Origin of the sequence: Kribbella sp. CA-245084, from assembly GCF_050942355.1 — a bacterium.
Classification (GTDB): Bacteria; Actinomycetota; Actinomycetes; order Propionibacteriales; family Kribbellaceae; genus Kribbella.
Map to the genome: position 1 here is coordinate 8,262,769 of NZ_CP192053.1, position 23,677 is coordinate 8,286,445.

General features: G+C 68.1%; 25 protein-coding genes. 12 read left to right on the forward strand and 13 right to left on the reverse strand.

Annotation, left to right across the window (positions count from 1 at the left end):
- Positions 1 to 167: 167 nt before the first annotated feature.
- Positions 168 to 689 carry an N-acetyltransferase family protein gene (locus ACQPYH_RS39610; RefSeq protein ID WP_432882467.1) on the reverse strand — a complete coding sequence of 174 codons (522 nt, stop codon included), beginning with the start codon at positions 687 to 689 and terminating at the stop codon, positions 168 to 170.
- Positions 690 to 727: 38 nt separating this feature from the next.
- Between ACQPYH_RS39610 and ACQPYH_RS39615 the strand changes: the two genes are divergently transcribed.
- Entirely contained in the window at positions 728 to 1,291 is a 564-nt protein-coding gene (locus tag ACQPYH_RS39615) for a helix-turn-helix domain-containing protein (protein ID WP_432882469.1), read from the forward strand.
- Here the strand turns inward: ACQPYH_RS39615 and ACQPYH_RS39620 are convergent.
- Both ACQPYH_RS39620 and ACQPYH_RS39625 read right to left on the reverse strand, forming a co-directional pair.
- The gene (locus tag ACQPYH_RS39620) at positions 1,258 to 2,856 is read right to left on the reverse strand and encodes an FAD-dependent monooxygenase (RefSeq protein ID WP_432882471.1); all 1,599 of its coding nucleotides are present in this window, start codon (positions 2,854 to 2,856) and stop codon (positions 1,258 to 1,260) included. The two genes, ACQPYH_RS39615 and ACQPYH_RS39620, sit on opposite strands and share 34 nt — an antisense overlap.
- Before the next feature lie 63 nt (positions 2,857 to 2,919).
- Entirely contained in the window at positions 2,920 to 3,528 is a 609-nt protein-coding gene (locus ACQPYH_RS39625; protein ID WP_432882474.1) for a TetR family transcriptional regulator, read from the reverse strand.
- Positions 3,529 to 3,629: 101 nt separating this feature from the next.
- Between ACQPYH_RS39625 and ACQPYH_RS39630 the strand changes: the two genes are divergently transcribed.
- Positions 3,630 to 4,838, forward strand: a complete 1,209-nt coding sequence (locus ACQPYH_RS39630; RefSeq protein ID WP_432882477.1) for a TerC family protein — start codon at positions 3,630 to 3,632, stop codon at positions 4,836 to 4,838.
- Here ACQPYH_RS39630 and ACQPYH_RS39635 read toward each other — a convergent pair.
- The 4 genes from ACQPYH_RS39635 to ACQPYH_RS39650 are packed head-to-tail and all read right to left on the reverse strand — an operon-like array spanning position 4,828 to position 9,678.
- The gene (locus ACQPYH_RS39635; RefSeq protein ID WP_432882480.1) at positions 4,828 to 5,658 is read right to left on the reverse strand and encodes a carbohydrate ABC transporter permease; all 831 of its coding nucleotides are present in this window, start codon (positions 5,656 to 5,658) and stop codon (positions 4,828 to 4,830) included. The genes ACQPYH_RS39630 and ACQPYH_RS39635 overlap by 11 nt on opposite strands.
- Positions 5,658 to 6,542, reverse strand: a complete 885-nt coding sequence (locus ACQPYH_RS39640) for a carbohydrate ABC transporter permease (protein ID WP_432882482.1) — start codon at positions 6,540 to 6,542, stop codon at positions 5,658 to 5,660. Before ACQPYH_RS39640 ends, ACQPYH_RS39635 begins: the two co-directional genes overlap by 1 nt.
- Positions 6,539 to 7,849 (reverse strand): extracellular solute-binding protein, encoded by a 1,311-nt coding sequence (locus ACQPYH_RS39645; RefSeq protein ID WP_432882485.1) that lies wholly within the window; start codon positions 7,847 to 7,849, stop codon positions 6,539 to 6,541. Before ACQPYH_RS39645 ends, ACQPYH_RS39640 begins: the two co-directional genes overlap by 4 nt.
- Positions 7,850 to 7,851: 2 nt before the next feature.
- On the reverse strand, positions 7,852 to 9,678 hold the full coding sequence (locus ACQPYH_RS39650; RefSeq protein WP_432882488.1) for a glycoside hydrolase family 127 protein: 1,827 nt from the start codon (positions 9,676 to 9,678) through the stop codon (positions 7,852 to 7,854).
- 122 nt (positions 9,679 to 9,800) lie between these two features.
- Here ACQPYH_RS39650 and ACQPYH_RS39655 point away from each other — a divergent pair, with 122 nt between their 5' ends.
- The 3 genes from ACQPYH_RS39655 (at position 9,801) to ACQPYH_RS39665 (ending at position 12,863) form a co-directional block, all read left to right on the forward strand.
- Positions 9,801 to 10,799: a LacI family DNA-binding transcriptional regulator gene (locus ACQPYH_RS39655; RefSeq protein ID WP_432882491.1), complete on the forward strand. Its 999-nt coding sequence runs from the start codon at positions 9,801 to 9,803 to the stop codon at positions 10,797 to 10,799.
- Between the two features lie 66 nt (positions 10,800 to 10,865).
- On the forward strand, positions 10,866 to 12,044 hold the full coding sequence (locus tag ACQPYH_RS39660; protein WP_432882494.1) for a hypothetical protein: 1,179 nt from the start codon (positions 10,866 to 10,868) through the stop codon (positions 12,042 to 12,044).
- Positions 12,045 to 12,053: 9 nt separating this feature from the next.
- Positions 12,054 to 12,863 (forward strand): TrmH family RNA methyltransferase, encoded by an 810-nt coding sequence (locus ACQPYH_RS39665; protein WP_432882497.1) that lies wholly within the window; start codon positions 12,054 to 12,056, stop codon positions 12,861 to 12,863.
- On the opposite strand, the gene ACQPYH_RS39670 is transcribed toward ACQPYH_RS39665, so the two are convergent.
- Positions 12,846 to 13,640: a class I SAM-dependent methyltransferase gene (locus ACQPYH_RS39670; RefSeq protein ID WP_432882499.1), complete on the reverse strand. Its 795-nt coding sequence runs from the start codon at positions 13,638 to 13,640 to the stop codon at positions 12,846 to 12,848. The two genes, ACQPYH_RS39665 and ACQPYH_RS39670, sit on opposite strands and share 18 nt — an antisense overlap.
- A 164-nt stretch (positions 13,641 to 13,804) precedes the next feature.
- Between ACQPYH_RS39670 and ACQPYH_RS39675 the strand changes: the two genes are divergently transcribed.
- Entirely contained in the window at positions 13,805 to 14,101 is a 297-nt protein-coding gene (locus ACQPYH_RS39675) for a putative quinol monooxygenase (protein WP_329003573.1), read from the forward strand.
- Positions 14,098 to 14,847: an isocitrate lyase/PEP mutase family protein gene (locus tag ACQPYH_RS39680; protein ID WP_432882501.1), complete on the forward strand. Its 750-nt coding sequence runs from the start codon at positions 14,098 to 14,100 to the stop codon at positions 14,845 to 14,847. Before ACQPYH_RS39675 ends, ACQPYH_RS39680 begins: the two co-directional genes overlap by 4 nt.
- On the opposite strand, the gene ACQPYH_RS39685 is transcribed toward ACQPYH_RS39680, so the two are convergent.
- On the reverse strand, positions 14,826 to 16,082 hold the full coding sequence (locus ACQPYH_RS39685; RefSeq protein ID WP_432882504.1) for an AlkA N-terminal domain-containing protein: 1,257 nt from the start codon (positions 16,080 to 16,082) through the stop codon (positions 14,826 to 14,828). The two genes, ACQPYH_RS39680 and ACQPYH_RS39685, sit on opposite strands and share 22 nt — an antisense overlap.
- 83 nt (positions 16,083 to 16,165) lie before the next feature.
- Here ACQPYH_RS39685 and ACQPYH_RS39690 point away from each other — a divergent pair, with 83 nt between their 5' ends.
- From ACQPYH_RS39690 to ACQPYH_RS39700, 3 genes are read left to right on the forward strand one after another with little or no spacing between them, the layout of a single operon-like run.
- Entirely contained in the window at positions 16,166 to 16,702 is a 537-nt protein-coding gene (locus ACQPYH_RS39690; protein ID WP_432882507.1) for an AAA family ATPase, read from the forward strand.
- Between the two features lie 34 nt (positions 16,703 to 16,736).
- Positions 16,737 to 17,420 (forward strand): RraA family protein, encoded by a 684-nt coding sequence (locus ACQPYH_RS39695; RefSeq protein ID WP_432882510.1) that lies wholly within the window; start codon positions 16,737 to 16,739, stop codon positions 17,418 to 17,420.
- The gene (locus ACQPYH_RS39700) at positions 17,417 to 18,301 is read left to right on the forward strand and encodes an oxidoreductase (protein ID WP_432882512.1); all 885 of its coding nucleotides are present in this window, start codon (positions 17,417 to 17,419) and stop codon (positions 18,299 to 18,301) included. The genes ACQPYH_RS39695 and ACQPYH_RS39700 overlap by 4 nt, the downstream gene beginning before the upstream one ends.
- On the opposite strand, the gene ACQPYH_RS39705 is transcribed toward ACQPYH_RS39700, so the two are convergent.
- Entirely contained in the window at positions 18,294 to 19,178 is an 885-nt protein-coding gene (locus ACQPYH_RS39705) for an LLM class flavin-dependent oxidoreductase (RefSeq protein ID WP_432882515.1), read from the reverse strand. The two genes, ACQPYH_RS39700 and ACQPYH_RS39705, sit on opposite strands and share 8 nt — an antisense overlap.
- Before the next feature lie 91 nt (positions 19,179 to 19,269).
- Here ACQPYH_RS39705 and ACQPYH_RS39710 point away from each other — a divergent pair, with 91 nt between their 5' ends.
- Entirely contained in the window at positions 19,270 to 19,692 is a 423-nt protein-coding gene (locus ACQPYH_RS39710; protein ID WP_432882517.1) for a MarR family winged helix-turn-helix transcriptional regulator, read from the forward strand.
- The gene (locus tag ACQPYH_RS39715) at positions 19,689 to 20,384 is read left to right on the forward strand and encodes an alpha/beta fold hydrolase (protein ID WP_432882520.1); all 696 of its coding nucleotides are present in this window, start codon (positions 19,689 to 19,691) and stop codon (positions 20,382 to 20,384) included. The genes ACQPYH_RS39710 and ACQPYH_RS39715 overlap by 4 nt, the downstream gene beginning before the upstream one ends.
- Here ACQPYH_RS39715 and ACQPYH_RS39720 read toward each other — a convergent pair.
- From ACQPYH_RS39720 to ACQPYH_RS39730, 3 genes are read right to left on the reverse strand one after another with little or no spacing between them, the layout of a single operon-like run.
- Positions 20,356 to 21,963, reverse strand: a complete 1,608-nt coding sequence (locus ACQPYH_RS39720; protein ID WP_432882523.1) for a purple acid phosphatase family protein — start codon at positions 21,961 to 21,963, stop codon at positions 20,356 to 20,358. The genes ACQPYH_RS39715 and ACQPYH_RS39720 overlap by 29 nt on opposite strands.
- A gap of 42 nt (positions 21,964 to 22,005) precedes the next feature.
- Positions 22,006 to 22,524, reverse strand: coding sequence for a YciI family protein (locus ACQPYH_RS39725; protein ID WP_432882526.1), 519 nt, complete (start codon positions 22,522 to 22,524; stop codon positions 22,006 to 22,008).
- Positions 22,521 to 23,606: a hypothetical protein gene (locus ACQPYH_RS39730; protein WP_432882528.1), complete on the reverse strand. Its 1,086-nt coding sequence runs from the start codon at positions 23,604 to 23,606 to the stop codon at positions 22,521 to 22,523. Before ACQPYH_RS39730 ends, ACQPYH_RS39725 begins: the two co-directional genes overlap by 4 nt.
- Positions 23,607 to 23,677: the final 71 nt, after the last annotated feature.

Consider the following 23,677-nt stretch of genomic DNA (forward strand, 5'->3'; position numbering starts at 1 on the left):
TGAGGAGCGGAGCGACGAAGAACGACTGCGTAGCACGCGGAGTCCGGCGGTAGCCGGAAAGGATGCACCGGCGATGAGCCGGGGGGCGGGTGGGGGCGGGCATAGCAGTTGCGGCGGAGGAGCGGAGCGACGACAGAGCGGCTGCGTAGCACGCGGGGGTCTACCAGCTAGCTGGGTTCCTGGGGTGGGTTGGGGTGGGTTGCTAGGGGGCGTTGGACCCAGGCGACGTCGTGCCAGGTGTTGAGTTTCCAGCCGATGGCTCGGTAGGTGCCGATTGGTTCGAAGCCTAGGGACTTGTGGAGGCCTTCGCTGGCTGGGTTCGGGAGGGTCATGCCGGCTACGGCGGTGCGGTAGCCGCGGGCGGTGAGGCGGGTGAAGAGAGCCTCGTAGAGCGCGCGGCCGGCGCCGGTGCGGCGGCGGCCCGGTTCTAGGTAGACGCTGACTTCGCAGGACCAGCGGTACGCCGCGCGCGGTTTCATCGGGCCGCCGTACGCGTAGCCGATGACGCGATCCTCGTCCTCGACGACCAGCCAGGCATGGGTCGACTGGGCCTGAGCGATCCGCGAGGCCATCTCAGCAACGCCAGGCGGGTCGATCTCGAAGGTGATGGCGGAGTCGGTGACGTAGGGGGCGTAGATCGCCGCGCAGGCCTCGGCGTCGGCTGCCGAGGCGTCTCTAACCTGAACCATGGCACGATAGTAGCCACAACTGCCGCTATAGTGGCAACGTGATTGACGATCTGTCTCGCTCTCTGGCCGCGACCGTGCAGCAGGCCCGCACGGCGCAGGACCTGTCCGTGAACGCACTGGCCGAGCGATCCGGAGTATCGCGAGCGATGATCGGCAAGATCGAGCGCGGCGAGGCGCAGCCCACCGCCGTACTGCTGGGGAAGCTGTCGGGAGCACTCGGCATGACGCTGTCCGAGCTCGTCGCCCGCGCGGAGAACACCGGCGAGCTGCTGCGACGAGCACAAGACCAGCCTGTCTGGACGGACCCGGTCACCGGGTACCACCGCCGCGCGGTGTCCCCGGTGACCGAATCACCGCTGGAACTGGTCGAGGTAGAGCTCCCGGCCGGCGCATCGGTCTCCTACCCGGCCGACGCGTACATCTTCAAATACCAGCAGCTCTGGATCCTCGACGGCCAGCTCCGCTTCCACGAAGGACCACAGGTCCACGAACTGCAGCCCGGCGACTGCCTACAGCTCGGCCCACCCTCGGCGACAACCTTCCACAACCCGGGTACGGCGCCGTGCCGCTACCTCGTCGCACTCGTCAAAGGCCGCGCCTGAAACCAAACAGCGAGCGCGTCCCGTAGACCGTCTCGCTCGACAACCCCGTCGTGCTCCGCGGCCCATGCGACATACCCGTCGGGTCGAATGAGCAGAGCGATCTGACGATCGCCGCGGCCGGTGACCACGTCCACCCCAGCAGGTACGTCGGTTGTGGCGAAGGCGCCGTCCGTGGTCAGGTCCACGAGGAGCGGGCGGCCAGGGCGCATCAGCTCGGCCAACCGAACCGACGCAGGGAATGAGGAGGAGCCCAGAGCCGACCCGGAGGCCGAGGCGGACTCGGCGCGGGCGGGCGATGGTAACTCGGGAACCTCCAGCGTGAGGTCTGGCGCCCAGCGGCCGATGAGTGGGTGGGGCCCGTCGTAGTACCGAATGTCCGCGCCGGTGATCAGCTCCGCGATCCGCTGGACGTTCCGCGGCTCGGTCAGCAGCTCACCGAACAGCTCCCGCAACGCCGTCACTTCATTGCCCGGAGCAACCAATGCGGTCTGCGCCTGCGTCTGCATCACGACCCGCTCGCCGACCGGCCGCCGCTCGGACTCATAGGTGTCGAGCAGCCCCGCCGGCGCGCGCCCCTGAACCTCCGCCGCCAGCTTCCAGCCGAGGTTGATCGCATCCTGCAACCCGAGGTTCAACCCAGGCCCGCCCATCGCCGAGTGAACGTGGGCAGCATCTCCGACCAGCAGCACCCGACCTTCGCGATACCGATCCGCCAACCGACTGTTCCCGCCGACAAGCCGGCGCAGCAGCCGAGGCCCGTCACCCTCCGGCGGTGTCAGCGGGAGATGCACACCAAGCACGCGATCGGCGCTCGCCTGCAGCTCCTCGAACGTCATCTCGACGTCATCGGCAGGATCGTCCCACTCACCCGTACTCACCGCAGAACGCCCGGGGAACGGCGCGAACACGAACATCCCGCGCTCCGTCCGGTGGTGCATGAACGGCGGGATCACGCCGTACCCCGGGATCCTCAGCGCGCCAGACGGATCGATCAGCTCAGCAGGCACCAGCGCACTCGCCGTACGGGAGACCATGCGGTCGTTCGTCACGCCGGGGAAATCAATACCGGCCAGCTTGCGGGTGAGGCTGTGGCCGCCGTCGGCGCCGACGAGATAGCGGGTCCGCAGCTCGTACACACCGTCGGGACCAGCGACCTCCACCGTGACCGAATCCGCGTCCTGCGCCAGACCCGTCAGCGAATGACCCGGACGAATCTCGGCGCCGAGTTCCAGCGCCCGCTCGCGGAGTACAGCCTCGACCCGGACCTGGGGCACGGGCAGCATATAGACCGGGTTGTCCTCGAGCCCGGCGAGCGGCAGCTCCATGGCCCCGAAGATGTACGCCGGTTGTGGTTGCGGCGGACCCGGCGTACCAGCGAGGGGCTCGTACAGCCCGCGTCGGTCGAGCATCCGCACGACCTGGCCGACGAGGCCGTTGGCCCGCGGGGTGGAGTTCGGTTCGGGCAGCCGCTCCAGCACCAGCGGCTGGACCCCGGCCAAGCGCAGTTCGATGGCGAGCATGAGGCCGTTCGGTCCGGCCCCGGCAATGACGACTTCGGCATCCATGACGTTCCTCCATAGGCATGACTGACCACCCCGGCGACTGACCGGGGGAATCAAGAAGTTGGTTTATTCAGGCACTGGCAGGCCGGCCTCGATCTGGTCGAGCGCCTCGGTCAGCAGGTCGGCGATCGAGCGGGGCGGATCGGCCCGCATCCACTCGGCCATCACGACCCCTCGGGCCGCACCGATCACGTCGGCGACGAGCCGCGGGTACATCCCGGTGATGCCGGTCCGCTCGGAGATGGCGGCCGCCAGCTCCTCGCCGACCCGGGCGTAGGCGAGCACGATCGCACCCTGCAGCGCAGGCTCGGTCATCATCAACCGGATGCCCTTGACCCACTGCTCGTCCGGCGGCGTCCGTCCGCCGTGGCCCTCCGCACCGAGCGCGAAATGGGCCTCGATCGCGGCCCGGATCGCCACCCACAGCGGCTCGTCGGCGGGCCGGGCGCGCAGCTCCTCGGCGATCTTCAGGCTGCGATCCACCTCGCGCGCGGCGATCGCGTCCGCCTTGCTGTCGAAGTAGTTGCGGAACGTCCGCAGCGAGACCCCGGCCTCCGCGGCGATGTCCTCGATCCGGACCGCGCCGTACCCGCGCTCGACGGCGAGCCGGACGGCCGCCCAGCTCAACGCGATCCGCGTCTCCTGCTTCTTCCGCTCCCGCAACCCTTCGGCCATGATCCGACGGTAGCAGAAGTTGCCGAAAGAGCAAAGATGCCTTTTAGGCAAATTTACGACAACTCGGGAATCCCGCCAGCCCGCCATGGTTGGGTTACGACATGACGGTGTCCCCGCTGGTCTGGGTGCTGACCTTGCTGGCGATTGTCGGCCTGCTGCTGTTCGACTACTTCTTCCACGTCCGGTCGGCGCACGTCCCGACGCTGCGCGAGGCCGCGGTCTGGTCCGCGCTGTACGTCGGGATCGCGGTCCTGTTCGGTCTCGGCGCGCTGGTCCTCGGCGGCACCGAAATGGGTTCGGAGTACTTCGCCGGGTACGTCACGGAGAAGGCGCTCTCGGTCGACAACCTGTTCGTGTTCCTGATCATCATGACCGGCTTCCGGGTGCCCCGGGAGAACCAGCAGAAGGTGCTGCTGGTCGGGATCGTGGTCAGCCTGATCGCCCGGGCCGGGTTCATCTTCGCCGGCTCGGCGCTGCTGCACACGTTCTCCTGGGTGTTCTACCTGTTCGGGGTCGCGCTGCTGCTGACCGCCGGAAACATGCTCAAGCCGGAGACCGAGGAGTCACACCAGGCGCAGAACATCGTGGTCCGGCTGGCCCGACGCCTCTTCCGCACCAGCGAGGAGTACGACGGCGACCGGCTGACCACCGTGGTCGACGGCCGCCGGATGCTGACGCCGATGCTGCTGGTGATGGTCGCGATCGGCGCCACCGACCTGCTGTTCGCGCTCGACTCGATCCCGGCGATCTTCGGCCTGACCCAGAACGTGTACGTCGTCTTCACCGCGACCGCGTTCAGCCTGCTCGGCCTACGGCAACTGTTCTTCCTGCTCGACGGCCTGCTGGACCGGCTGATCTACCTGTCGTTCGGACTCGCCGCGATCCTGATGTTCATCGGCGCCAAGCTGATCCTGCACGCGCTGCACGAGAACAACCTGCCGTTCGTGAACGGCGGAGAGCACGTCGAGGTGGTCGAGATCAGCACCGGCCTCTCGCTCGCGGTGATCCTGGTCGTCCTGCTGATCACGATCTTCGCCTCACTGTTCAGCACCCGCGGGCGGACGCAGACCGCGATGGCCCACATCCGCCGCGACGCCAACGCGTACCTCGACCCGGAGTACACCGACGACCCGGACGAGCGCGAGCGGGTCTTCCAGCGACTGCTCCGCGCCCGCGACCACATCACCGACCTTGGCCCGAAGGCCAAGCAGCACGTCCTGAACGAGGACGACCTGATGGCCCTGTGCCGCCAGGTCGGCGAAGCCCACGCCACCGCCCACTCCGACCACGAGATCCGCCCTAGCCTTTGACAGCTCCCGATGCCAGCCCGCTGACGTAGAAGCGCTGGAGACCGATGTACAGCACCACGCACGGGATCATCGCGATCACCGCGCCGGCGACGAGTGAGCCGAAGTTGATCTCGCCGTACGCGCCGGCCTGCACGTTCACCAACGCGACCGGCAGCGTGTAGAGCCTCTCCTTGGTCAGGAACGTGAGTGCTCCGAGGAACTCTGTCCAAGCAGCCAGGAACGCGTAGAGCGCGACGGTCGCCGCGCCCGGCATGATCAACGGGCGAAGTACCGAGCCGAGCATCCGGAACGTGCCGCAGCCGTCGACGTGGGCCGAGTCCTCGAGCTCGACCGGGACCGAGGCGAACGAGTTCCGCATCACGAAGACGCCGAACGGCAGGTTGACCGTCGTATAGAACAGCACGAGCCCGAGCAGGCTGTCCGTCAGCCGGAGCGTATTCATCTCCAGGTACAGCGGGGTCAGGATCGCCTGGAACGGGATCATCATCGACACGACCACGAGTGCGAACAGTACCGGCGCGCTCCGGAACCGGAACCGCGCGAAGCCGTACCCCGCGAACGTCGCCAGCAGCGCCGTCAGGATGGCGGTGCTCAGGGCAACGATCAGACTGTTGCCGACAGCCCGGACCAAGTTGCCCGGTCCCTCGATCAGCGTCCGGAAGTTGTCCCAGGTCAGATGGAAGAACGTCGATGCGTTCGGCGCCGCGACGATCACGTCGTTCGGCTGCACCGACCGGAAGAGTGCCCACAGCAACGGTACGGCGAAGACCAGGAAGGCGCCGCCGCCGCCGATCACATAGAAGGTGTTCTTGAGTCTCATCAGTCCTTCTCCCGAAGCAGCCGGAACTGGGCCGCGGTGACGAGGCCGACCACGATGACGAGCACGATCGACAGCGCGGTCGCGGCACCGAGCTGTAGCTGGACGAAGGCCCGGTTGTAGATGTACTGGACCACCGTCGTGGTGTCGGTCCCCGGACCGCCGCGGGTCAGGATGTAGAACTGCGAGAACGCGAGCAGCGATCCGATCACGGAGATGATCACGGCCATCGCGATCGTGCGTCGCAGGATCGGGATCGTGATCTCCCGCTCGGTCTTCCACCAGCCGGCGCCGTCGAGCTCGGCCGACTCGTAGTACTCCCGCGGGATGGCCTGCATGCCGGCCATCAGCAGCATCATCGTCAGCCCGCTGACCGCCCAGATGACCAGTACGCAGATCAGTCCGGTGGCGAGCGGCCCGTCCACCAGCCAGGCCGTCGTACCGTCGGTGATCCCGAGCTTCTTCAGCACGATGTTGATCACGCCGCTCTCCGGCTGCGCCTCCAGGACCGTGACGAAGCTGAGCGTCGACAGTCCGACGACGAACGGGAGGAAGAAGACCGTTCGCAGAAACGTCGAGCCGCGGCGCTTGCGACGTACCAGGACCGCGAGGGCGTAGCCGAGCACCAGGATCGGCCCGGTCACGATGACCGTGTAGAGCAGCGTGTAGAGGACGGACTTGGCGAAGGCGGCATCGGAGACGATCGCGGTGTAGTTCTTCAGCCCGCTGAACTTCACCGAGCCGATCAGCGGCCAGTTGGTCAGCGAGATCACCAACGCGAACCCCAACGGCACGAGCACGAAGACGCCGACGAAGAGAACCGCGGGGGTGACCAACAACAACCCGGTGCGTCCCGGGTGCGTCAAGGACGAGCGCGGCGTACTCATGCCTGCCCCTGCTTCAGGATCCGGTCGTAGTTCTGCTGGGCTTCCTTCATGGCGGCCTCCAGTTCGCCGTCGAACACGGCGCGGCGGAACATCTGCAGCCACGGCCCGTCCGGCTGGTTGTAGAGGAGGTTGTAGGACAGCGTGGTCGGCGCGTACCCCTCCTGGATGCGCTCCAGTGGCAGGGTCGCCAGCGGATACTTCTTCGCGAACTCCGCAGTCCGCGCATCCGACCGCACCGGTGTATAGCCACCGGCGGGCAGATCGATCTGTTGCGGCAGATCCAGCGCGAACCGCACGAACTCCCACGCCCCCGATGCATTCCGAGCCCCGCGTGGGATACACATGTTGTCGCCGCCGTCGAAGAACGCCGCACCGCCGTCAGGCCCGGACAGCAGCCGCGGCGTGACCTTCTTGTGGAACGCATCGTCTGACCCGGACACGACCACGCTGTAGTTCGACGGGAAGATGCCAATCTTGCCGGCTCTGAAGTCGCTGCCCCACCGGGACGCGTCGTCGGAAAAGTTTGCCCTCGGCACCAATCCGTCCGTCCACAGCTTCTGGTGCAGCTCGAGCATCCGCTGGACGACGTCGTTCCCGACGATGTGCCCGGACTGGCTGCCGATCGTGCCCTGGATCAGGTCGGTGTCGGCGGCCCAGACCATCGGCTGTACGACGAACCCGAGCGCGCCCGGGCTGTTCGCCGGGAAGCTCCACGCGTAGATGTCGTCGCCGAGCTTGCGGAGCTTCTTGGCCGCGTCGAGCAGGTTGTCGAACGACTTCACCGCCTCGTCCGGATCGACCTCGGCGCGGTCGCACAGCTCGGTGTTGAACCAGAACATCGAGTTGTCCGCGAGGTACGGAACGCCGTACACGCGCTCGTTCTTCGTTGCCAGCCGCAGGTGGCCCGGGCTGAGTTTGTCCCGGAAGTCCAGTGCGGCAAGCGGTTCCGTGAGATCGGTGAACGCGCCGCGATAGATGAACAGCATCGAGTTGATGTCGTCGATGTCGACCAGGTCCGGCACACTCCGGCCGCGGATCGCGGTCGCCAGCTTGGTGACGTACTGCGCGTCCAGGACCGGCGTCAGCTCGACGGTCAGCCGGTCCTGGGACGCGTTGAACTTCTTCACCAGGTCGGTCAGACCGGTCTGGGTCGCCGCCCGGCACCACACCTGCACGGTGCCGGTGGCCTCCTGCCCGAAACCCGCCGCCTGGACGTCGGGTTCGGGCAGGACCGAGCTACAGCCCGGGAGCAGACCGGCCGTGGTCGCTCCGGCCGCAAGGCCGAGGAACTGCCGACGCGTGACCACAATCAGCCCCTGGGCAGCCAGACACGCATGGCACCGATCTCCCGGTTGGCCCACGCGTAGTACGGAACCGCGGTCACCTCGACAGCATCCCCGGTCGAGTCGTCAACGCCGGGCTCGAACGACCACCCTGGCTTGTGCCCTGTACCTACACGTCCCTGGGCCTTCAGCACAGTCACCCCGCCCAGAAGATCCGACGCCTCGGCAGTAGGTGCCTCCGGCAACAGATGCAGGTCGTCCACGGTGGCGGAGTTGTCCACTTGCTCGACGGCATACACCAGCGGGCCGCGTTCGAGAGCAACACAACCGCGAACCGCGTCGATCCGAGGATCTGCTCCGACCACCCTGGACTGCAGCGGTAGCTCGAGGACGATGTCGGTGGCGGCGACGCGGGCGTAGGTGCCGGGCTGGGCCGGCTCGCCGTTGACGGTGGCACCTTCTGCCCACGCAGGAATGCGGAGCTCGACGACAGTCGCTTCCGGAGCCGTGATGTGGACTGTGCCGTCCCACGGGTAGGCCGTCTCCACCTGCAAGTCGCCGATCACACCAGTTGCGTACTGATGGATCTGGATCGCGTCATCCGTGGTCGTCGCCAGGTAGCCGTCGAGGCTCGACAAGGTGCGCATGATATTCGGCGGGCAGCAAGCGCAGTCGAACCAGCCGCGTCGACCGTGCGCCGGACTCCGCCCGTTGTCCGGGTGCGCAGCCCCACGCAACTGCAGCGGATTCACATAGAAGTACTCCGTGCCGGACAACGACACACCAGCGAGGAAGCCGTTGTAGAGCATCCGCTCGATGGCGTCGGCGTACGACGCCTCGCCTGTCGCGAGCAGCATCCGCCACGCCCACTGGATGCCGCCGATCGCCGCACACGTCTCGGCGTACGCGCGGTCCGCCGGCAGCTCGTACTCGTCGCCGAAGGCCTCGCCCTCCCAGCGTGCACCGAGACCGCCGGTGACGTAGGTCTTCGTCGACCACATGTGGTCGAACTGCCGCTTCAGCGCTTCGAGCAGCTCCGCGTCGTCGGTCTCCAGCGCGACGTCGGTCGCGCCCGCGGCCAGGTAGACCGCGCGGACCGAGTGCCCCTCGACCGTGGTCGCCTCGCGGACCGGGAGACGGTCGGAGAAGTACGTCGGCGAGTGCCCGTGGTTCTCGATGATCCCGTGCCCGCGCGCCTCGACGAACCACTTGGCCAGATCGAGGTACGCCGCCGTACCGGTTTCTCGATAAAGCTCGACCAGGGCCATCTCGATCACCGGGTGACCGTCGACGTCAACGGTCTTGCCGTCGCCGAACGTCGCCACCAGATGATCCGCGAGCTTGGTCGCAACCTCGAGCAGCGCGGTATCGCCGGTGCAGCGGACCTGGGCAACCGCGGCCTGGATCAGGTGGCCGGCGCAGTAGTGCTCGTGGCTCCAGACGAGTTGCTGGTAGCGCCCCTCATCGCCGTACCGGAGCTGGACGACCGAGTCGAGGTACCCGTCCTCGCGCTGCGCGGCCGCGACCACCGCGGTCAGATCGCGGATGCGCTTGAGCAGGTCCTCGTCGGGAGTGCGCCCGTACTCCCAGGCCGCGGCCTCGAGCCATTTGTAGACGTCGGAGTCGGCGAAGACCGGACCGATCGCCTCGCCCTCGCCGATGCCGGCGGCCAGGCGGAGGTTCTGCAGGTTGCCGGCCTTCTCGAGCTGGTCCTGGCCGCTGGGGATCGCATCGAGACCGTTGCGGGTCTGCCGCGGCGCCCAGAAGCCGCCGGTGATCGTGGCCTGGCCGAGTCCGAGGGGGCGCCGGCGCCCCTTGGTCGTGGCGGCCGGGCTGCGGGTGGCTGCGCTCATATGTCGTGGCTCCTGAGTTAGGAAAATCCGGAACACGTTTTCCTGCACGAAGGTAGAGCGGATGATGGCGGCGGTCAACCCTTCGGGCTAGACTCCCGGAAACCTCGGAAAGGAGTTGCCGGATGGCGTCACCGCTGCGCTCACAGCCGCGGATCACCGACGTGGCCGCGTTGGCGGGTGTCTCCACGAGCACGGCGTCGAAGGCGCTCAACGACACCGGCCAGCTCCGCGAGGAGACCCGCGAGCGAGTACGCCGGGCCGCCGAGCAGCTCGGATTCACGCCCGACAGCCGCGGCCGGGCGTTGTCGTCCGGGCGGAGCTTCACAGTCGGGCTGATCACGACCGACAGCTCCGGCCGGTTCAGCATCCCGATCATGCTCGGCGCCGAGGACGCGCTGAGCGCCGGCGAGATGGCGCTCGTGCTGTGCGACACCCGCGACGACCCGCTCCGCGAGCAGCACTACCTGAAGTCGCTGGTCTCCCGCCGGGTCGACGGCATCATCGTCACCGGTCGCCGGACCGAGCCGCGCGCGCCGATCGACGTACCGATCCCGGTCATCTACGCGTTCAGCCCGTCGACCGATCCGGACGACACGTCGGTGATCGTCGACGACCATGGCGGCGCCGCCTCGGCCGTGCGGCACCTGCTGTCGCTCGGCCGCTCGAGGATCGCGCATGTCACCGGGCCGGACTCCCACCACAGCGCGCAGGTCCGCGCCGCCGCAACTGTCGAGGCGGCCGGTGACGCGTTCGCCGGCGAGCCTCTGCACGGCGAGTGGAGCGAACGCTGGGGCAGGCACGCGGTCGACGTACTGCTCCGTGCCCAACCCGCCGTCGACGCGATCGCCTGCGGCAGCGACCAGATCGCCCGCGGGGTCTGCGACCGCCTGCGCGAGCTGGGCCGCTCGGTCCCGGACGACATCGCGGTCACCGGCTACGACAACTGGTCGGTGATGGCGCTCGCGAGCCGGCCGCCGCTCACCACCGTCGACATGGAGCTGGAGGAGCTCGGCCGCCGGACGGCGAATCTGCTCCTCGACGCGATCGCCGGCTCGGCCCATCCCGGCCCGATGGAGCTCCCCACCCGTCTCATCCCCCGGGAATCGACGCTAGGCACCTGACACGGGCACCTGAACGTCACCTCGGCGACTCCCAGTAGTCGCCGAACGGGCCCTAGATTGGTGCGGGTGCTGCGCAAGCTCGTGATCGGCGTAGCGGTGATCGCCACCCTCGTGGCGGGGGTGGGCACCGCACGTCTGGTTCTTGATCCCACCGACGGCGTGATCAAGCAGCTCGCATTCCTGCGGGCCGAGATCGAGGACGGAGCGGATCGAGCTGCGCAGAAACAGTTTCCGGAGGGGTACTTCTTCCTGAACGTGCTGTACGGGCTCAGCTGGGTCCAGGTCGGACTCGAGGACTCGGCGCGGTCCGCCGACGCGACCGCGGAGGTCCGCTGGTCCCTCGACCGACTCGCGTCCACGGACGGTACGGCGCCCTTCGACCCGTCGCTGCAACCGCAGTACGGCGTCTTCTACGCGGGGTGGACGAACTGGCTGCGTGGCGGTCTCATCGCCCTCGGCCACTCCGACGCGGCCGAGCTGGACACATTCACCAGCGAGTCGGTCGAGCTCGCCACCGCGTTCCGGACCGCGACGACGCCGTTCCTCGCGTCGTACCCGGGTCAGGCCTGGCCGGTGGACTCGATCGTCGCGATCGCCTCACTCCGCCAGTACGACGCTTTGGTCGCGCCGCGGTTCGGGCAGATCGCGCGGAACTGGGTGACGATGGCGAAGACCAAGCTGGACCCGGCGACCGGGTTGCTCCCGCATCAGGTGGCGCCGCAGGTGTCCGGTGCGCGCGGTTCGTCGCAGGCGATGATCCAGCGCTTCCTGGTCGACATCGACCCGACGTTCGCCCGAGCGCAGTACGAGATCTTCAAGGACAAGTTCGTCACCGGGATCGGCGTCCGCGAGTACCCGAAGGGCACCGGCGGCAAGGGCGACGTTGATTCCGGGCCGCTGGTGCTCGGGATGAGCCTGTCGGCGACGGTGGTCGCGGTGGGCGCCGCGCGGGTGCACAACGATCCGCTCGGCGATCGGCTCGGGCGGGAGGGCGAGCTGCTCGGGCTTCCGCTCTCCGGTTTGAAGACCAAGCGGTACGCGTTCGGCGCGGTGCCGATCGGGGACGCGTTCCTCGCCTGGTCCAACTCCGCGCGGCCGTTGGTGGCGCCCGAGCAGCCGAACCTTGACGGCGGCTCCGGCTGGTGGCGGCTTCCGTGGCTGCTGGCGCTCTGGTTGCCTGCGCTGCTCCTGTGGGGCGTACTCCGGCTCAGGCACCGGGGACGACGACGGAAGCGTGCACACTAAGCTGTTTCCGTGCAACGGATCTCGTCGCGGAACGCCAGGTTCCAGGTGTGGCAGGCGTCGCTGACCAATCGGACCAAGCGGCAGCGCGCCGGCGAGTTCCTGGTCCAGGGCGTGCGGCCGATTTCTGTTGCCGTAGACAACGGTTGGCCGGTGCGGACGGTGATCACCGACGCCTCCCGGCCGCTGTCGAAGTGGGCGTCCGAGTTGCTGCAGCGACTCCCGGACGTCGAGCGGGTCGCGATGGCGCCGGAGTTGCTGGCCGAGCTCGGCGAGAAGGACGAGGCGGCCGAGCTGATCGCCGTACTCGAGCTGCCGGCCGACGATCTCGATCGGATCCCGGTCGGGCCGGACTTCCTCGGGGTCGTGTTCGACCGGCCGACCGGGCCGGGGAACATCGGGTCGATCATCCGGTCCGCGGATGCGTTCGGCGCCGACGGGCTGATCGTCACCGGACATGCGGCCGATGTGTACGACCCGAAGGCGGTCCGCGCGACGACGGGATCGCTGTTCGCGGTTCCCGCCGTACGCGCGGCATCCCATCGCGAGGTCCTCGACTGGGTACGCCGATCGTCGATCCCGATCGTTGTCGTCGGCACCGATGAGCACGGGTCGACCGACGTCTACGACTTCGACTTCACACAGCCGGTGCTGCTCCTGATCGGCAACGAGACGGCCGGCCTGAGCTCAGCCTGGAGAGAAGCGGCCGACCACCTGGTCCGTATCCCCATCACCGGCTCAGCCAGCTCGCTCAACGCGGCCAACGCCGCAACGGCAGTCCTGTACGAGATCTCTCGCCAGCGTTCACGCCCGGCACAGTAGTTCGCCGTGCAGGATGGAAATGGTCGCGTCCGGCGTGGCCGTCCACGTCTGCCAGGCTTGCGCGATCGCTTCCAGCTGCTGCTCCGGTACGCCGGACGCGCGGGCCTGATCCGCGAGCGCTGACTTGAGAATGCGATCCGCCCACATGCCGCCCCAGAACGCACGGTCCTCGGGGTTGGTGAACGCCCAGGTCGAGGTCGTCGCATCGACGTTCTCGAAGCCCGCCGCCAGGGCCCAGGACAGGAGGCGTCGACCGGCATCCGGCTCGCCGCTGTTGGCGCGGGCCATCCGCTGGTAGAGCGCCATCCATTCGTCGAGCTCGGGCAGCTCCGGGTACCAGACGAAACCGTGATAGTCCGAGTCGCGGACCGCGACGATGCCGCCCGGCTTGCAGACCCGGCGCATCTCGCGCAACGCCTGCACCGGATCCCCGACGTGCTGTAGGACTTGGTGCGCGTGCACGACGTCGAACGTGTCGTCCGGCAACTCCAGCGCGTGCACATCGCCGACGACGAACTCGACGTCGAGGTCCAGGTCGGCGAACGTCGCCTTGGTGATGTCGAGGGCAGCGGCGTTGGCTTCCAGCGCGGTCGTCCGGCCGGGCTCGACCAGGCGGGCGAGGTCGGCGGTGATTGTGCCGGGACCGGCGCCGACGTCGAGCAACGACATCCCCGGCCGCAGGTGCGCCAGCAGATAGCCGGCCGAATTCTCCGCAGTACGCCAGCTGTGCGATCGCAGTACCGACTCGTGATGTCCGTGCGTGTACACGTTGTTCATCCCAGGCTCCTTTGCCCTCTCTCGACAGTCTCCACGCTAATCCACAATCTTGATTTATGAGACATATTGTCTCGCGATACAAGACGACGTACATGACCGAATATGGCCAGACCGGGGCGTCGCGGGACGCGAACCTTGAGGAACAAGACCTCAGGAGGGTTCAGATGCTGGCAAAGGTGTTTCCGATCAAGCTGAAGGACGGCAACCAGGCCGCCGCCGAGGCGATCGTGCAGGAGTTCGCGCCGAAGGGGCCGGGTGCGGAGGAGGGCACGCTGTCGTTCCGCGTGTACCGCGACCCGGCGAAGCCCGACTACCTGTTGTTCGTCGAGCACTTCGCGGACCAGTCGGCGTACGACGCGCACACGGGATCGTCGGCGTACAAGGAACTGATCGCGGGCCGGTTCGCCGACCTGATCGTCGAGTTCGTCGAGATCGACCACGAACTGCTGGTCAGCCTGTGAGCACGCAGAACGAGTTGGCGCGGCAGTTGCGTGCACTGCACGAGGGGTCGCCGCTCGTGCTGCCGAACGCGTGGGATGCGGGTTCGGCGCGGGCGATCGAGGCCGCGGGGGCAAAGGCAATCGCGACGACGAGCGCCGGTGTTGCTTGGGCGCATGGTGTTGATGACGCGGGCGGTCTGGATCAGGAGTCGGCGGTCGCGGCGCTGCGGTTGATCTGTGCGGCGGTATCGGTGCCTGTGACGGCTGATATCGAGGCCGGGTACGGCGATGTCGCGGGCACGGTGAGCGGCGCACTCGAGGCCGGCGTGGTCGGGGTGAACCTCGAGGACAGTACTGGGCGGGTCCTGGATGATCCATTGGTGCATGTCGAGCGGATCAAGGCGGCGCGGGCGGCGGCTGTTGCCTCGGGCATCGAACTCGTGATCAATGCGCGGACCGATACGTACCTGTTCGGCGACAAGACCGGGACGCTGGAGCGCGCGAAGATGTACGCCGACGCGGGAGCCGACGTGCTGTTCGTGCCGGGTGTCGTCGACGCGGCGACGATCGCGGAGCTGGTCGAGGGATCACCGTTGCCGCTCAACGTGATGGTCGGTCCGGGGGCTCCCACGGTCAGTGAACTCGCGGAGTTGGGTGTCGCACGAATCAGCGTCGGCCCGGCAATCACCGGTGCCGCCTATGCGTTGGCGACCACCGCCGCAAAGGAAATGTTGACCAGTGGCACCTACGAGGCGTTGGTCAGCTGATAGACGGCGGCGAGCGAGCGCCATGGTCGGAGGTGCTCGCTCTCGCCGGCTAGCGGCCACGCGTCGCGGGCGCCGAGGCGGAGCGCGACCTCTTGTGCCGCACGGTTGCTCATCACTCGCGTCAGTGTCTTCACCTCGGCGTCGAGAATGATGTTGCTGTCAGCAACTTCACGCGCGAGTGGGCCGACCAGCTCCGCATTCGTCAGCGCATCTGGCCCGGGGAACGCGTGCGTCAGGCCGTGATCGAGCCCTGGTATGGGTACGCCGTACACCTGGACGAGCTTGTGCAACGCCTCGATCGCGTCCTCCGGTGGCGGCTGGTCGCGGACGACCGCTGAAACCGCGACCTCGAACGGACCCCACGCACCGGGCACCCGAACGCCGGGCCGCGCCGCAACCAACGGGCCGAACTCCGGGTCCGCGGCCAGATGTGCACGTGCGGAGACCGGCTCGCAATCCAGACCGACCAAGCACGCGGCCCGGTCCACGACATGCATGACGCCTTCCCAGAACGGCAGATGCGCGCGAAGGAGCAGATAATCATCGCCGCCTGCACCCACCTCCAGCACACCCGGCTCACCGTCGATCGAGATCGTCCGCCGATACACGCCGCCCTCGACCGACTCGACACCCGGGATCGCGCGCGCCTGCAGAAACGCACACATCGCCTCCCAGTCGTACGGCGGGGTGAACGGCAATCGCAGTACCAAACCCCCATCCGCGGCCAAGCGATCGCCGCGACGTCGGCGATCGCGGAGCTCGCGCGGTGACGCCCGGAAGATCTCCCGCATCGCCCGATTGAACTGCCGCAGACTGCCGAAGCCCGACGCGAACGCGACGTCCGCGATGCTGAGATCGGTGTCGTCGAGCAACCGCCGCGCGAAGTGCGCCCGCCGCGACCGCGCGAACTGATCCGGCGTGACACCGAGGTGCTCGCTGAACAGCCGCCGCAGATGCCGCGCCGACACCCCGAGCCGGGCGCCCAGCGCTTCTTCCCCGGACTCATCCAACAGACCGGAAATGATCAACTGCACCGCGCGACAGACCAGCTCCGGCGCCTCGTCCGCAACCGTCCCGGCCACCCGATACGGACGGCAGCGCAGGCACGCACGGTACCCGGCCGCCTCCGCTGCGGCAGGCAGCTCGAACGTGCTCACGTTCTCGGCGAGCGGCTTGGCACCACAGCCGGGCCGGCAGTAGATCCCCGTCGTGCGCACCGCGGAGTACGTCGTCACAGGTCCAACGCTAATCACGCCCACCGACAGTTCTGACACGCTCCTTACACCGCGCGCCGACGGTCACCGCTAAGGTACGGCGGGTGCATTCGAAACCGATGCTTGTCGTGATCAGCGGTCCGCCTGGGACCGGGAAGACGACGTTGGCGCACCGGCTCGCGACCGCGATCGGCTGCCCGGCGATCTGCCGCGACGAGATCAAGGAAGGCATGGCACACGCGACGCCCGGATTCGTCCCCGGGCCTGGTGATCCGCTCACAATGCGGACACTGTCGACGTTCTTCGACGTGATCGGCCTGCTGGTCGGCCGCGGTACGACGGTCGTCGCGGAGGCGGCGTTCCAGGATCGGCTGTGGAATCCCGGACTGACCCCGCTGCTCGGCCGCGCGGACATCCGGATCGTGCACTGCGTCGTACCGGCCGAGGTCGCGCTCGCGCGGATCACGGCCCGGACGACCTCGGACCCACGCCGTTCGGCCCACGAGGACGGTCAGATCAGCCCCGACGCCCGGCTGCGGACCCACAACGCCTTCCAGGCGGTTGATCTGCCCGTCCCCAGCCTCACCGTTGACACCACCCGTGAGCCATCGCTCGACGAGATCCTTGTGTTCCTGTCCTAAGGTCGTCTCCGGAGCCGATCGAGAGGGGCCGGGGATGCTGGAACGGTTTGCGGGACTGACCACGGCGCATGTTGCCGATGCTTGCGTTCGGGCGGGTGTGCCGGTGCGGACGGTGTCGTTGACGGCTGTCGTCGGCGAGCGGGTCGCGGGGAGGGTGTTGCCGGCTCAGCATGTGGGCAGCGTGGACGTGTTCCTGGAGGCGTTCGAGTCCGCAGCTGCGGGCGACGTACTGGTCGTGGACAACGGCGGCCGGCGGGACGAGGCCTGTGTCGGCGATCTGGTTGCGCTGGAGGCTGCGGCCGCCGGGATCGCGGGGATCGTGATCTGGGGATTGCACCGCGACACCGTCGACATCACCGCGATCGGGATGCCGGTGTTCAGCCTCGGCGCGTTGCCGACCGGGCCGTTGCGGCTCGATCCGCAGCCCGCGGATGCGTTGTCCAAGGCAACGATCGGCGAGTGGACGGTGACCCGCGACGACGTCGTACTCGCGGATGAGGACGGCGCGATCTTCGTACCGGCGGATCGGGTCGACGAGCTGTTCGGGCTGGCGGAGTCGATCCGGGACACCGAGCATCGGCAGGCGGACGAGATCCGGGCCGGCCGCTCGTTGCGCGAGCAGGTGCGGTTCGCGGAGTTCCTGACTGCGCGGGCGGCCGATCCGTCATTGACCTTCCGGCAACATCTTCGTGCGGTGAGAGGGGCGATCGAGGAATGACCACAGCAGCTGCGGCCGGCACCTGGAAGCTCGGCGACGTGACCGTCAACCGGATGGGCTTCGGCGCCATGCGGATCACAGCGAACCCGGACCACTCGGTCGCGATCCAGGTACTGCGGCGCGCGGTCGAGCTCGGCGTCAACCACATCGACACGGCCGCGTTCTACGTGTCGCCTGGTGGGACGCTGCGGGTGGGTGAGGGCGAGAAGCGGTACGCGAACGAGCTGATCCGCGAGGCGTTGGCGCCGTACCCGGATGATCTGGTCATCACGACGAAGGTCGGGCCGGGTGACAATGCCGAGCGTGGGTTCTACCACGCGACGACGGCAGCCGAACTGCGGGAGCAGGTCGAGACGAACCTGCGACAGCTCGGCGTCGACGCGCTCGACGTGGTGAACCTGCGGATCATGAAGAAGCCCGGCGAGGACTCGATCACCGAACGCTTCGGCTGGCTCGCCACCCTCCGCGACGAGGGCCTGATCCGGCAGCTGGGCGTCTCGAACGTCGGGCTCGACCACGTCGAGGAGGCGCTCGCGATCGCGCCGGTCGTCTGCGTGCAGAACAGTTACGCCGTCGACCTACGCCGCGACGAGGACCAGCTCATCGCGTTCTGCGCCGAGCGCGGTATCGCCTATGTCCCGTTCTTCGCGATCGCCGGCTCGTCCCGCGAGGGCGGCGCCACCACCGACCACTCGACGGCCGTCCAGAAGATCGCCACCACTCATAACGTCACCCCACAACAGGTCCGCCTCGCCTGGACCCTCCACCACTCTCCCAACATCCTCGCCATCCCCGGCACCGGAAACCCGGCCCACCTCGAGGAGAACATCGCCGCCGGAGCCCTGGAGCTCTCTCCCGAAGAACTCGCCGCGCTCAACTGATCGCTGAGCGGATGGCGGGGACTACCTCCTGGGACCAGCGGGCTAGTTGTACCCCGTAGGGGTCGGCGCCGCGGGGGAAGAGGGTGAAGCCCGCGGCGTTGTGGTTGAGGATGGCGTCGGTGAGTTCTTCGACCCACTGGGATGGGGAGCCGCCGACCCAACGGCCTTCTTCGTCTCGGGTACGGCGGACCGGGGTCGCGGTGATCGCGCCTGGGATGTTGTAGATCGTAGCGACGTCGGAGGGTTTGCGACCGACGGACTGCGCAGCCTCGTCGATGATCGGGCGGGACCAGCGGTAGCGGTCGCTCAGCCAGTCGGCGGCGTGGCCGGGGATCCAGCCGTCGGCCTGGCGGCCTGTCGCGGCGAGCGACTTCGGGCCGTTCGAGCCGGTCCAGATCAACGGCGCTGGTACGGCGGCAGGCCGGAGCGCGCCGATCGGGTAGTGCTTCGTCGGCTTCGGAGATCCACCGTCGGACATCGAATGCACCAACTGCATCGCCTCTTCGAACGCCTCGACCGCCTCGGCCGGACGCAGCTCCGGCACGCCCATCGTGGTGATCCGGTCCCACGCCCCGCCGGCGCCGAGACCGAGGACGAATCGCCCACCGGACAACGCCGACAACGACGTCGCCGTACGCGCGAGAACCGGCGCAGGACGCAGCGGCAGGTTGGTGACGTTCACGAACGCCGACAGCCGCTCGGTCCGGCCGAGGATGAACGCGATCGCGGCGTACCCGTCGAGCATGTCCGGGACGTATGGATGGTCCGCCAGGCTGACATGGTCGAGACCGTCGCGATCGGCCTGCTCGGCGAGCCGCAAGATCGCCGCCACGTCCCGCACTCCATCCGGTGATCCGTATCCGAAACGCACGTCCATGGTCACTCCCCAGATAGTTCGCTGTCCTAACTAGTAGTACCACGAATCATTAGAACAGCAAACTATTAGGCGACCGGACTATCATGGGCTCATGGTGACGACGACGGCTCGGGATTCCGACCTCGCGAGTGCGCTGGTCCAGACGATGCACCGGCTGCAGGACCTGCACGCCGAGACAAGCCGGCCGCTCGGCCTGACCCCGCAGCAGGCCCATCTGCTGTGCGTCCTGATCACCGGCCCGCTCGGCATGACGGAGCTCAGCCGGATCCTGAGCATCGAGCGCTCGAGCTTGACGAGCATGGTCGACCGCCTCGAACGCCGCGACCTCGTCGCCCGCGTCGCCAACCCCGCCGACCGCCGTGCCTGCCGCATCGAGCTCACCGCCGACGGCAAGGACCTCGCCCACCAGTGCCACGACGCAGTCGTCGACCGCATCCAGGAGCTCACCTCGGACCTCCCGGCCAGCACCCGCGCAACCCTCACCAAGGCCCTGCAGTCGATCCTCGCCCAATGACCTACGAGTACGCCGAGTTGGCCGGCGCCCGCATCGCCTATCGGGCAAGCGGTTCCGGCCCCGCGCTCGTACTGATGAAGAACAACCGCCGCCCTCCGGACTACCCGATCGCCGACGCGCTCGCCCAGCGGTTCCGGGTGCTGCAGATCCACCCGGTCGGATTCGGCGCCAGCGACCGCCCGGACGAGTTCGACTTCGGCAACATCGGCGACCAGGTCCTCAGGGTCCTCGACCGCGAGGGCATCGACCAGTTCGCCATCTGGGGCTTCTCACAACCAGCCTGCATGTCCGCGATCGCCGCCCGGTCGACGGATCGCGCGACCGCGCTCGTCATGGGCGGCGTCCCGCCGATCGGCTTCCCGACTGACGGCGAGATGCGCCGGATGGAGCGTGAGCCGCGACTTCGCAAGCCCGTGTTGGAGTTCTGGCGGAGCTACCGCTCGTACGACTGGCACCACGAGCTCCGGCTCTACCCGGGCGCGAAGGTGGCCTACCTGGGCACCGCAGACCAAGCGATCCGAAGGTTTCGCAGGCTCAAGCCGGTGCTCGAAGGCATCGGCTTCACGTGTCTGGAGTTCGACGGGCTGACGCACGGCAGCGCCGGGTTGGGCGACGCGTCGGCCGATGGTCGGCGCGTCGCCAAGGCTGTGGTGGATTGCCTGATCAGCCGCGGCGCGGTCGCTTCAGAGTGAACGACTCGAACTCCGCGAGTTCGCCGCCGGGGCCGAGTACGTCGTAGTACGTGACCGCCATCGTGGTCCGGCCGCCGGGGTGGCCGGGGTCGACCGTGAAGGCTGCAAAGCCGTACGGGTGGGCGGCGTTGCGCGATGCGGACCAGGGAGCCGGCTCCTGGACGTACACCGGCGGGCGCTTGCCGGTGGTCGGATCCGGTGCGCCGACCGACGTGATCACCCGGCAGGCCGGCGGGTTGAACAGGACGCCGTTCGAGCCCACCGACGTACCGCCGCCACCGATGACCATGTGGACGGTGCCCTTCGACGTGTCCACGAGGTCGGTCCGCGTCGCGGTCGGGATCGGGGTCAGCGTCGGGTTGGGCTGCTGGCCGCGGATCGGGTGCGAGCGCTCGTAGTGGTGCTCGTGCCCGCAGACGACGAGGTCGACGCCGTACTTGTCGAACAGCGGCACCCATTCCTGCCGGATGCCGAGGTCGGCGCCGTTGGCCTGGTCCGCGCTGCTGACCACGACCTGGTGCATGCAGACCACGATCCAGTCGATCCCGCGGTCGGCATTCGTTGCCTTGAGCTCCTTTTCGAGCCAGGCCTTCTGCGCGCCATCGGAGTACCCGCGGACGTAGCTGTTGCCGCCGTCCTGGTAGCAGACGTCGTCGTTCGCCAGGCTGATCACGCGCACCGAGCCGACGGTGAACGCGTACCAGAGGCCGCGCGTCACGTCCGTCTGACCGGCCTGGCGCGGCAGCGAGAAGTACGTCTGGTACGCCTCGTAGCCGATCGGGCCGTTGCCGAGCTCGTTCTCGTGGTTGCCGGCCGACGGCATCCACGGGCGGTTGCGGGCGCTGCGGCTGTTGTTCTCCCAGAAGTCGTTCCAGGTCCGCACCCGGTCGTCAGCCAGGTTCGCGTAGCAGAGGTCCCCGTTGAACAGGTGGAACAGCGGGCGCACCCGCTCCACCCCGGCGGTGACGTCACCCGCAGCAGGCGAGCCGAGGTTGTCGTTCACGAACGGCGGGTTCGGGATCGTCACGCCGGCCGGCGGCACGTACCGCTTGCCCAGCGTCGGCGTGCCCTGGTCACCGAAGCTGGTGAAGGTGAACTTGGCCCGGCCCTTCGGCGCGGTATGGAACGTCCCGAACTCGGTCTCGGCTCCTTCGTGTACGGCGGCGTACACGTACTCGTTGTCAGCGCGCAGCCGGCTGATCCGGGCGTGGTGGACGTAGACATTCTGCCCGGACTTGGCGTCGGTGTAGCTGGTGCTGACCGCGGTCACGGTCCGCTCGAAGTCCCCGTCCGGACCACCGAGCAGTACGCGCGGCCGCCGTACCGGCTGGCGGCTGTGCCAGGAGACGACCACCTCCGACGCCGCGTCGGCGCCGAACTGCAGATGCAGGCCGCCGACCCGGGGCGTGGTGACCGGGTCGGCGGCCGGTGCGGACTGCAGGACCGGAGCGGCCTGTTCCGTTGCGGCCTGGGCGGGCGCTGCGGTTGTCAGCAGCGCACCGCCGGTGACGACCGCGGCAGACGCGAGAATTCCACGCCGTGAGAAGTGCGACTCGAACAGCTCTTCGTCATCGATCACCTCTCCACGCTGGGCGCGGGAGGTGAATCCGGGACCAATTCGCTACCGCCTGCCGCCGAACTCCCAGGGATGTACTTCGGCATCCGGCGCCTGGACGAGTACGGCGGCTGCCGCGGCGTCCGGCGCCTCGACCAGCGCCGCCCGACCTACGTGCGTATCGCCGTCGAACAGGTCGCCGTACACGATGAGGTGGTCCGACGTCAGCGGTCGCGGGCCGTCCTTGGTGAGGACGAGGTAGCGGCCGAGGCCCTCGACCGCGGTCGTGAACTCCCACATCGTGCGGCCGGTGTGGTTGTGGAAGCGGTACAGCTCGACCGTGTCGAACGCGCCGCCGACGTAGTACGGCTCGTCGTACGCGAAGGTCTTCAGTGCCTCGTCGTCAGGGAGGTCGACGATGTGCAGACTGCCCGTCGACTCCTCCCGGTCCTCGGTGAGGGTCGGGCCGCGGGCGATCAGCTCGTCGGCGTACCCGTCCATGAAGGCCCAGTGCTCCTCGGTCAGCTGGGCCTTCAGTTCGCCGGCGCCGGCGCGATCGCGGCCGTAGACGAAGTACTGCGTCACTTGCCGGCCAGGTGCAGGCGAAGGATCGTGTCGTAGTCGACGATCTCCACACCCACCGCGGGCACCACCGTCTCCTGGCTCGGCACGATCAGCAGCTGCCGCGGGTCGGCCACGTCGACGTCGTACTTCGACTTCACCTGCGAGCGGTTGTCCTCGGCCGCGAAGTACTCCGCGTAGCGCTCGAGCTCGGCCGCGCTTTCGAGGACCGGCAGGCGGAAGGAGCGGCGGCGCTTCTTGCCGTTGACCACGTCGACGACCGGGAGCTCGAGGCGGCCGACGATGTGACGGCCGTCGGCGCGCTCGAGGATGAAGTCGGGCTGCAGGTCGTCGAGCGACGGCTGCCGGACCAAGCGGGTCGCGCCGAACGCCGACAGCAGGATGCTCTCGTGCTTGCCGAGGAACTCGTCGACGGTCGAATCCTGCAGACCGTGCGCGAGGTAGGTGCTCTCGAACGCGTCAGCCTTCAGCTCCGCCGGGTCGACCGGCAGGCTGATCGTGCCGATCGGGTCGAGGTGCGGCTGCGAGTTGGAGTAGTTCCGCAGGAAGTCCAGGTACTTGTCGACCGGCTCCGAGCGGTGGATCGCCAGCGCGAAGAACACCCAGTGCGCGCGCAGCGAGTCGCCGCCGCCGTGCACGAGCAGCGTCCGGTCGAAGGTCGAGTAGTTGCCGGGCGCGAACCGCAACAGCTCCTCCGCCGGGCCGACCAGCTCGTTGCCCAGCATGTTCGCGGCGGTCGGGAACCGCTTGTCCAGCGAGTTCCGGCCGGTCTCGGTCGCGATCGTCGCGTCCTTGAACCAGTTCTGCCCCTCGAGGTTCGCCACCACGGTGCCGTCGCCGACTCCGAAGTACTCCTCGACGCTTGCGCGCTTCTGCCGCCGTACTTCGGGGCTCCGGTACTCGCGGCTCAGTCCGACCAGCTCGAGGATGTTCCAGTCCGGCGTCTCGGTCAGCACCATCATCCGCGGGAACAGCATCGGCCCGAGCAGCTCACCCCGGTGGCTCACCGGCAGGTGCCCGGCCGCCTCCTTCAGGTGCTCCCCCCAGAACTGCGCGTTCACCTTCACGAACTCAGTGGGTTTCATTGCTCTCCTCGCTCGGACACTCCGTCATAACCGACAACTCCCGCCCAAGCAGACCCTATTCCCCAGCCGCC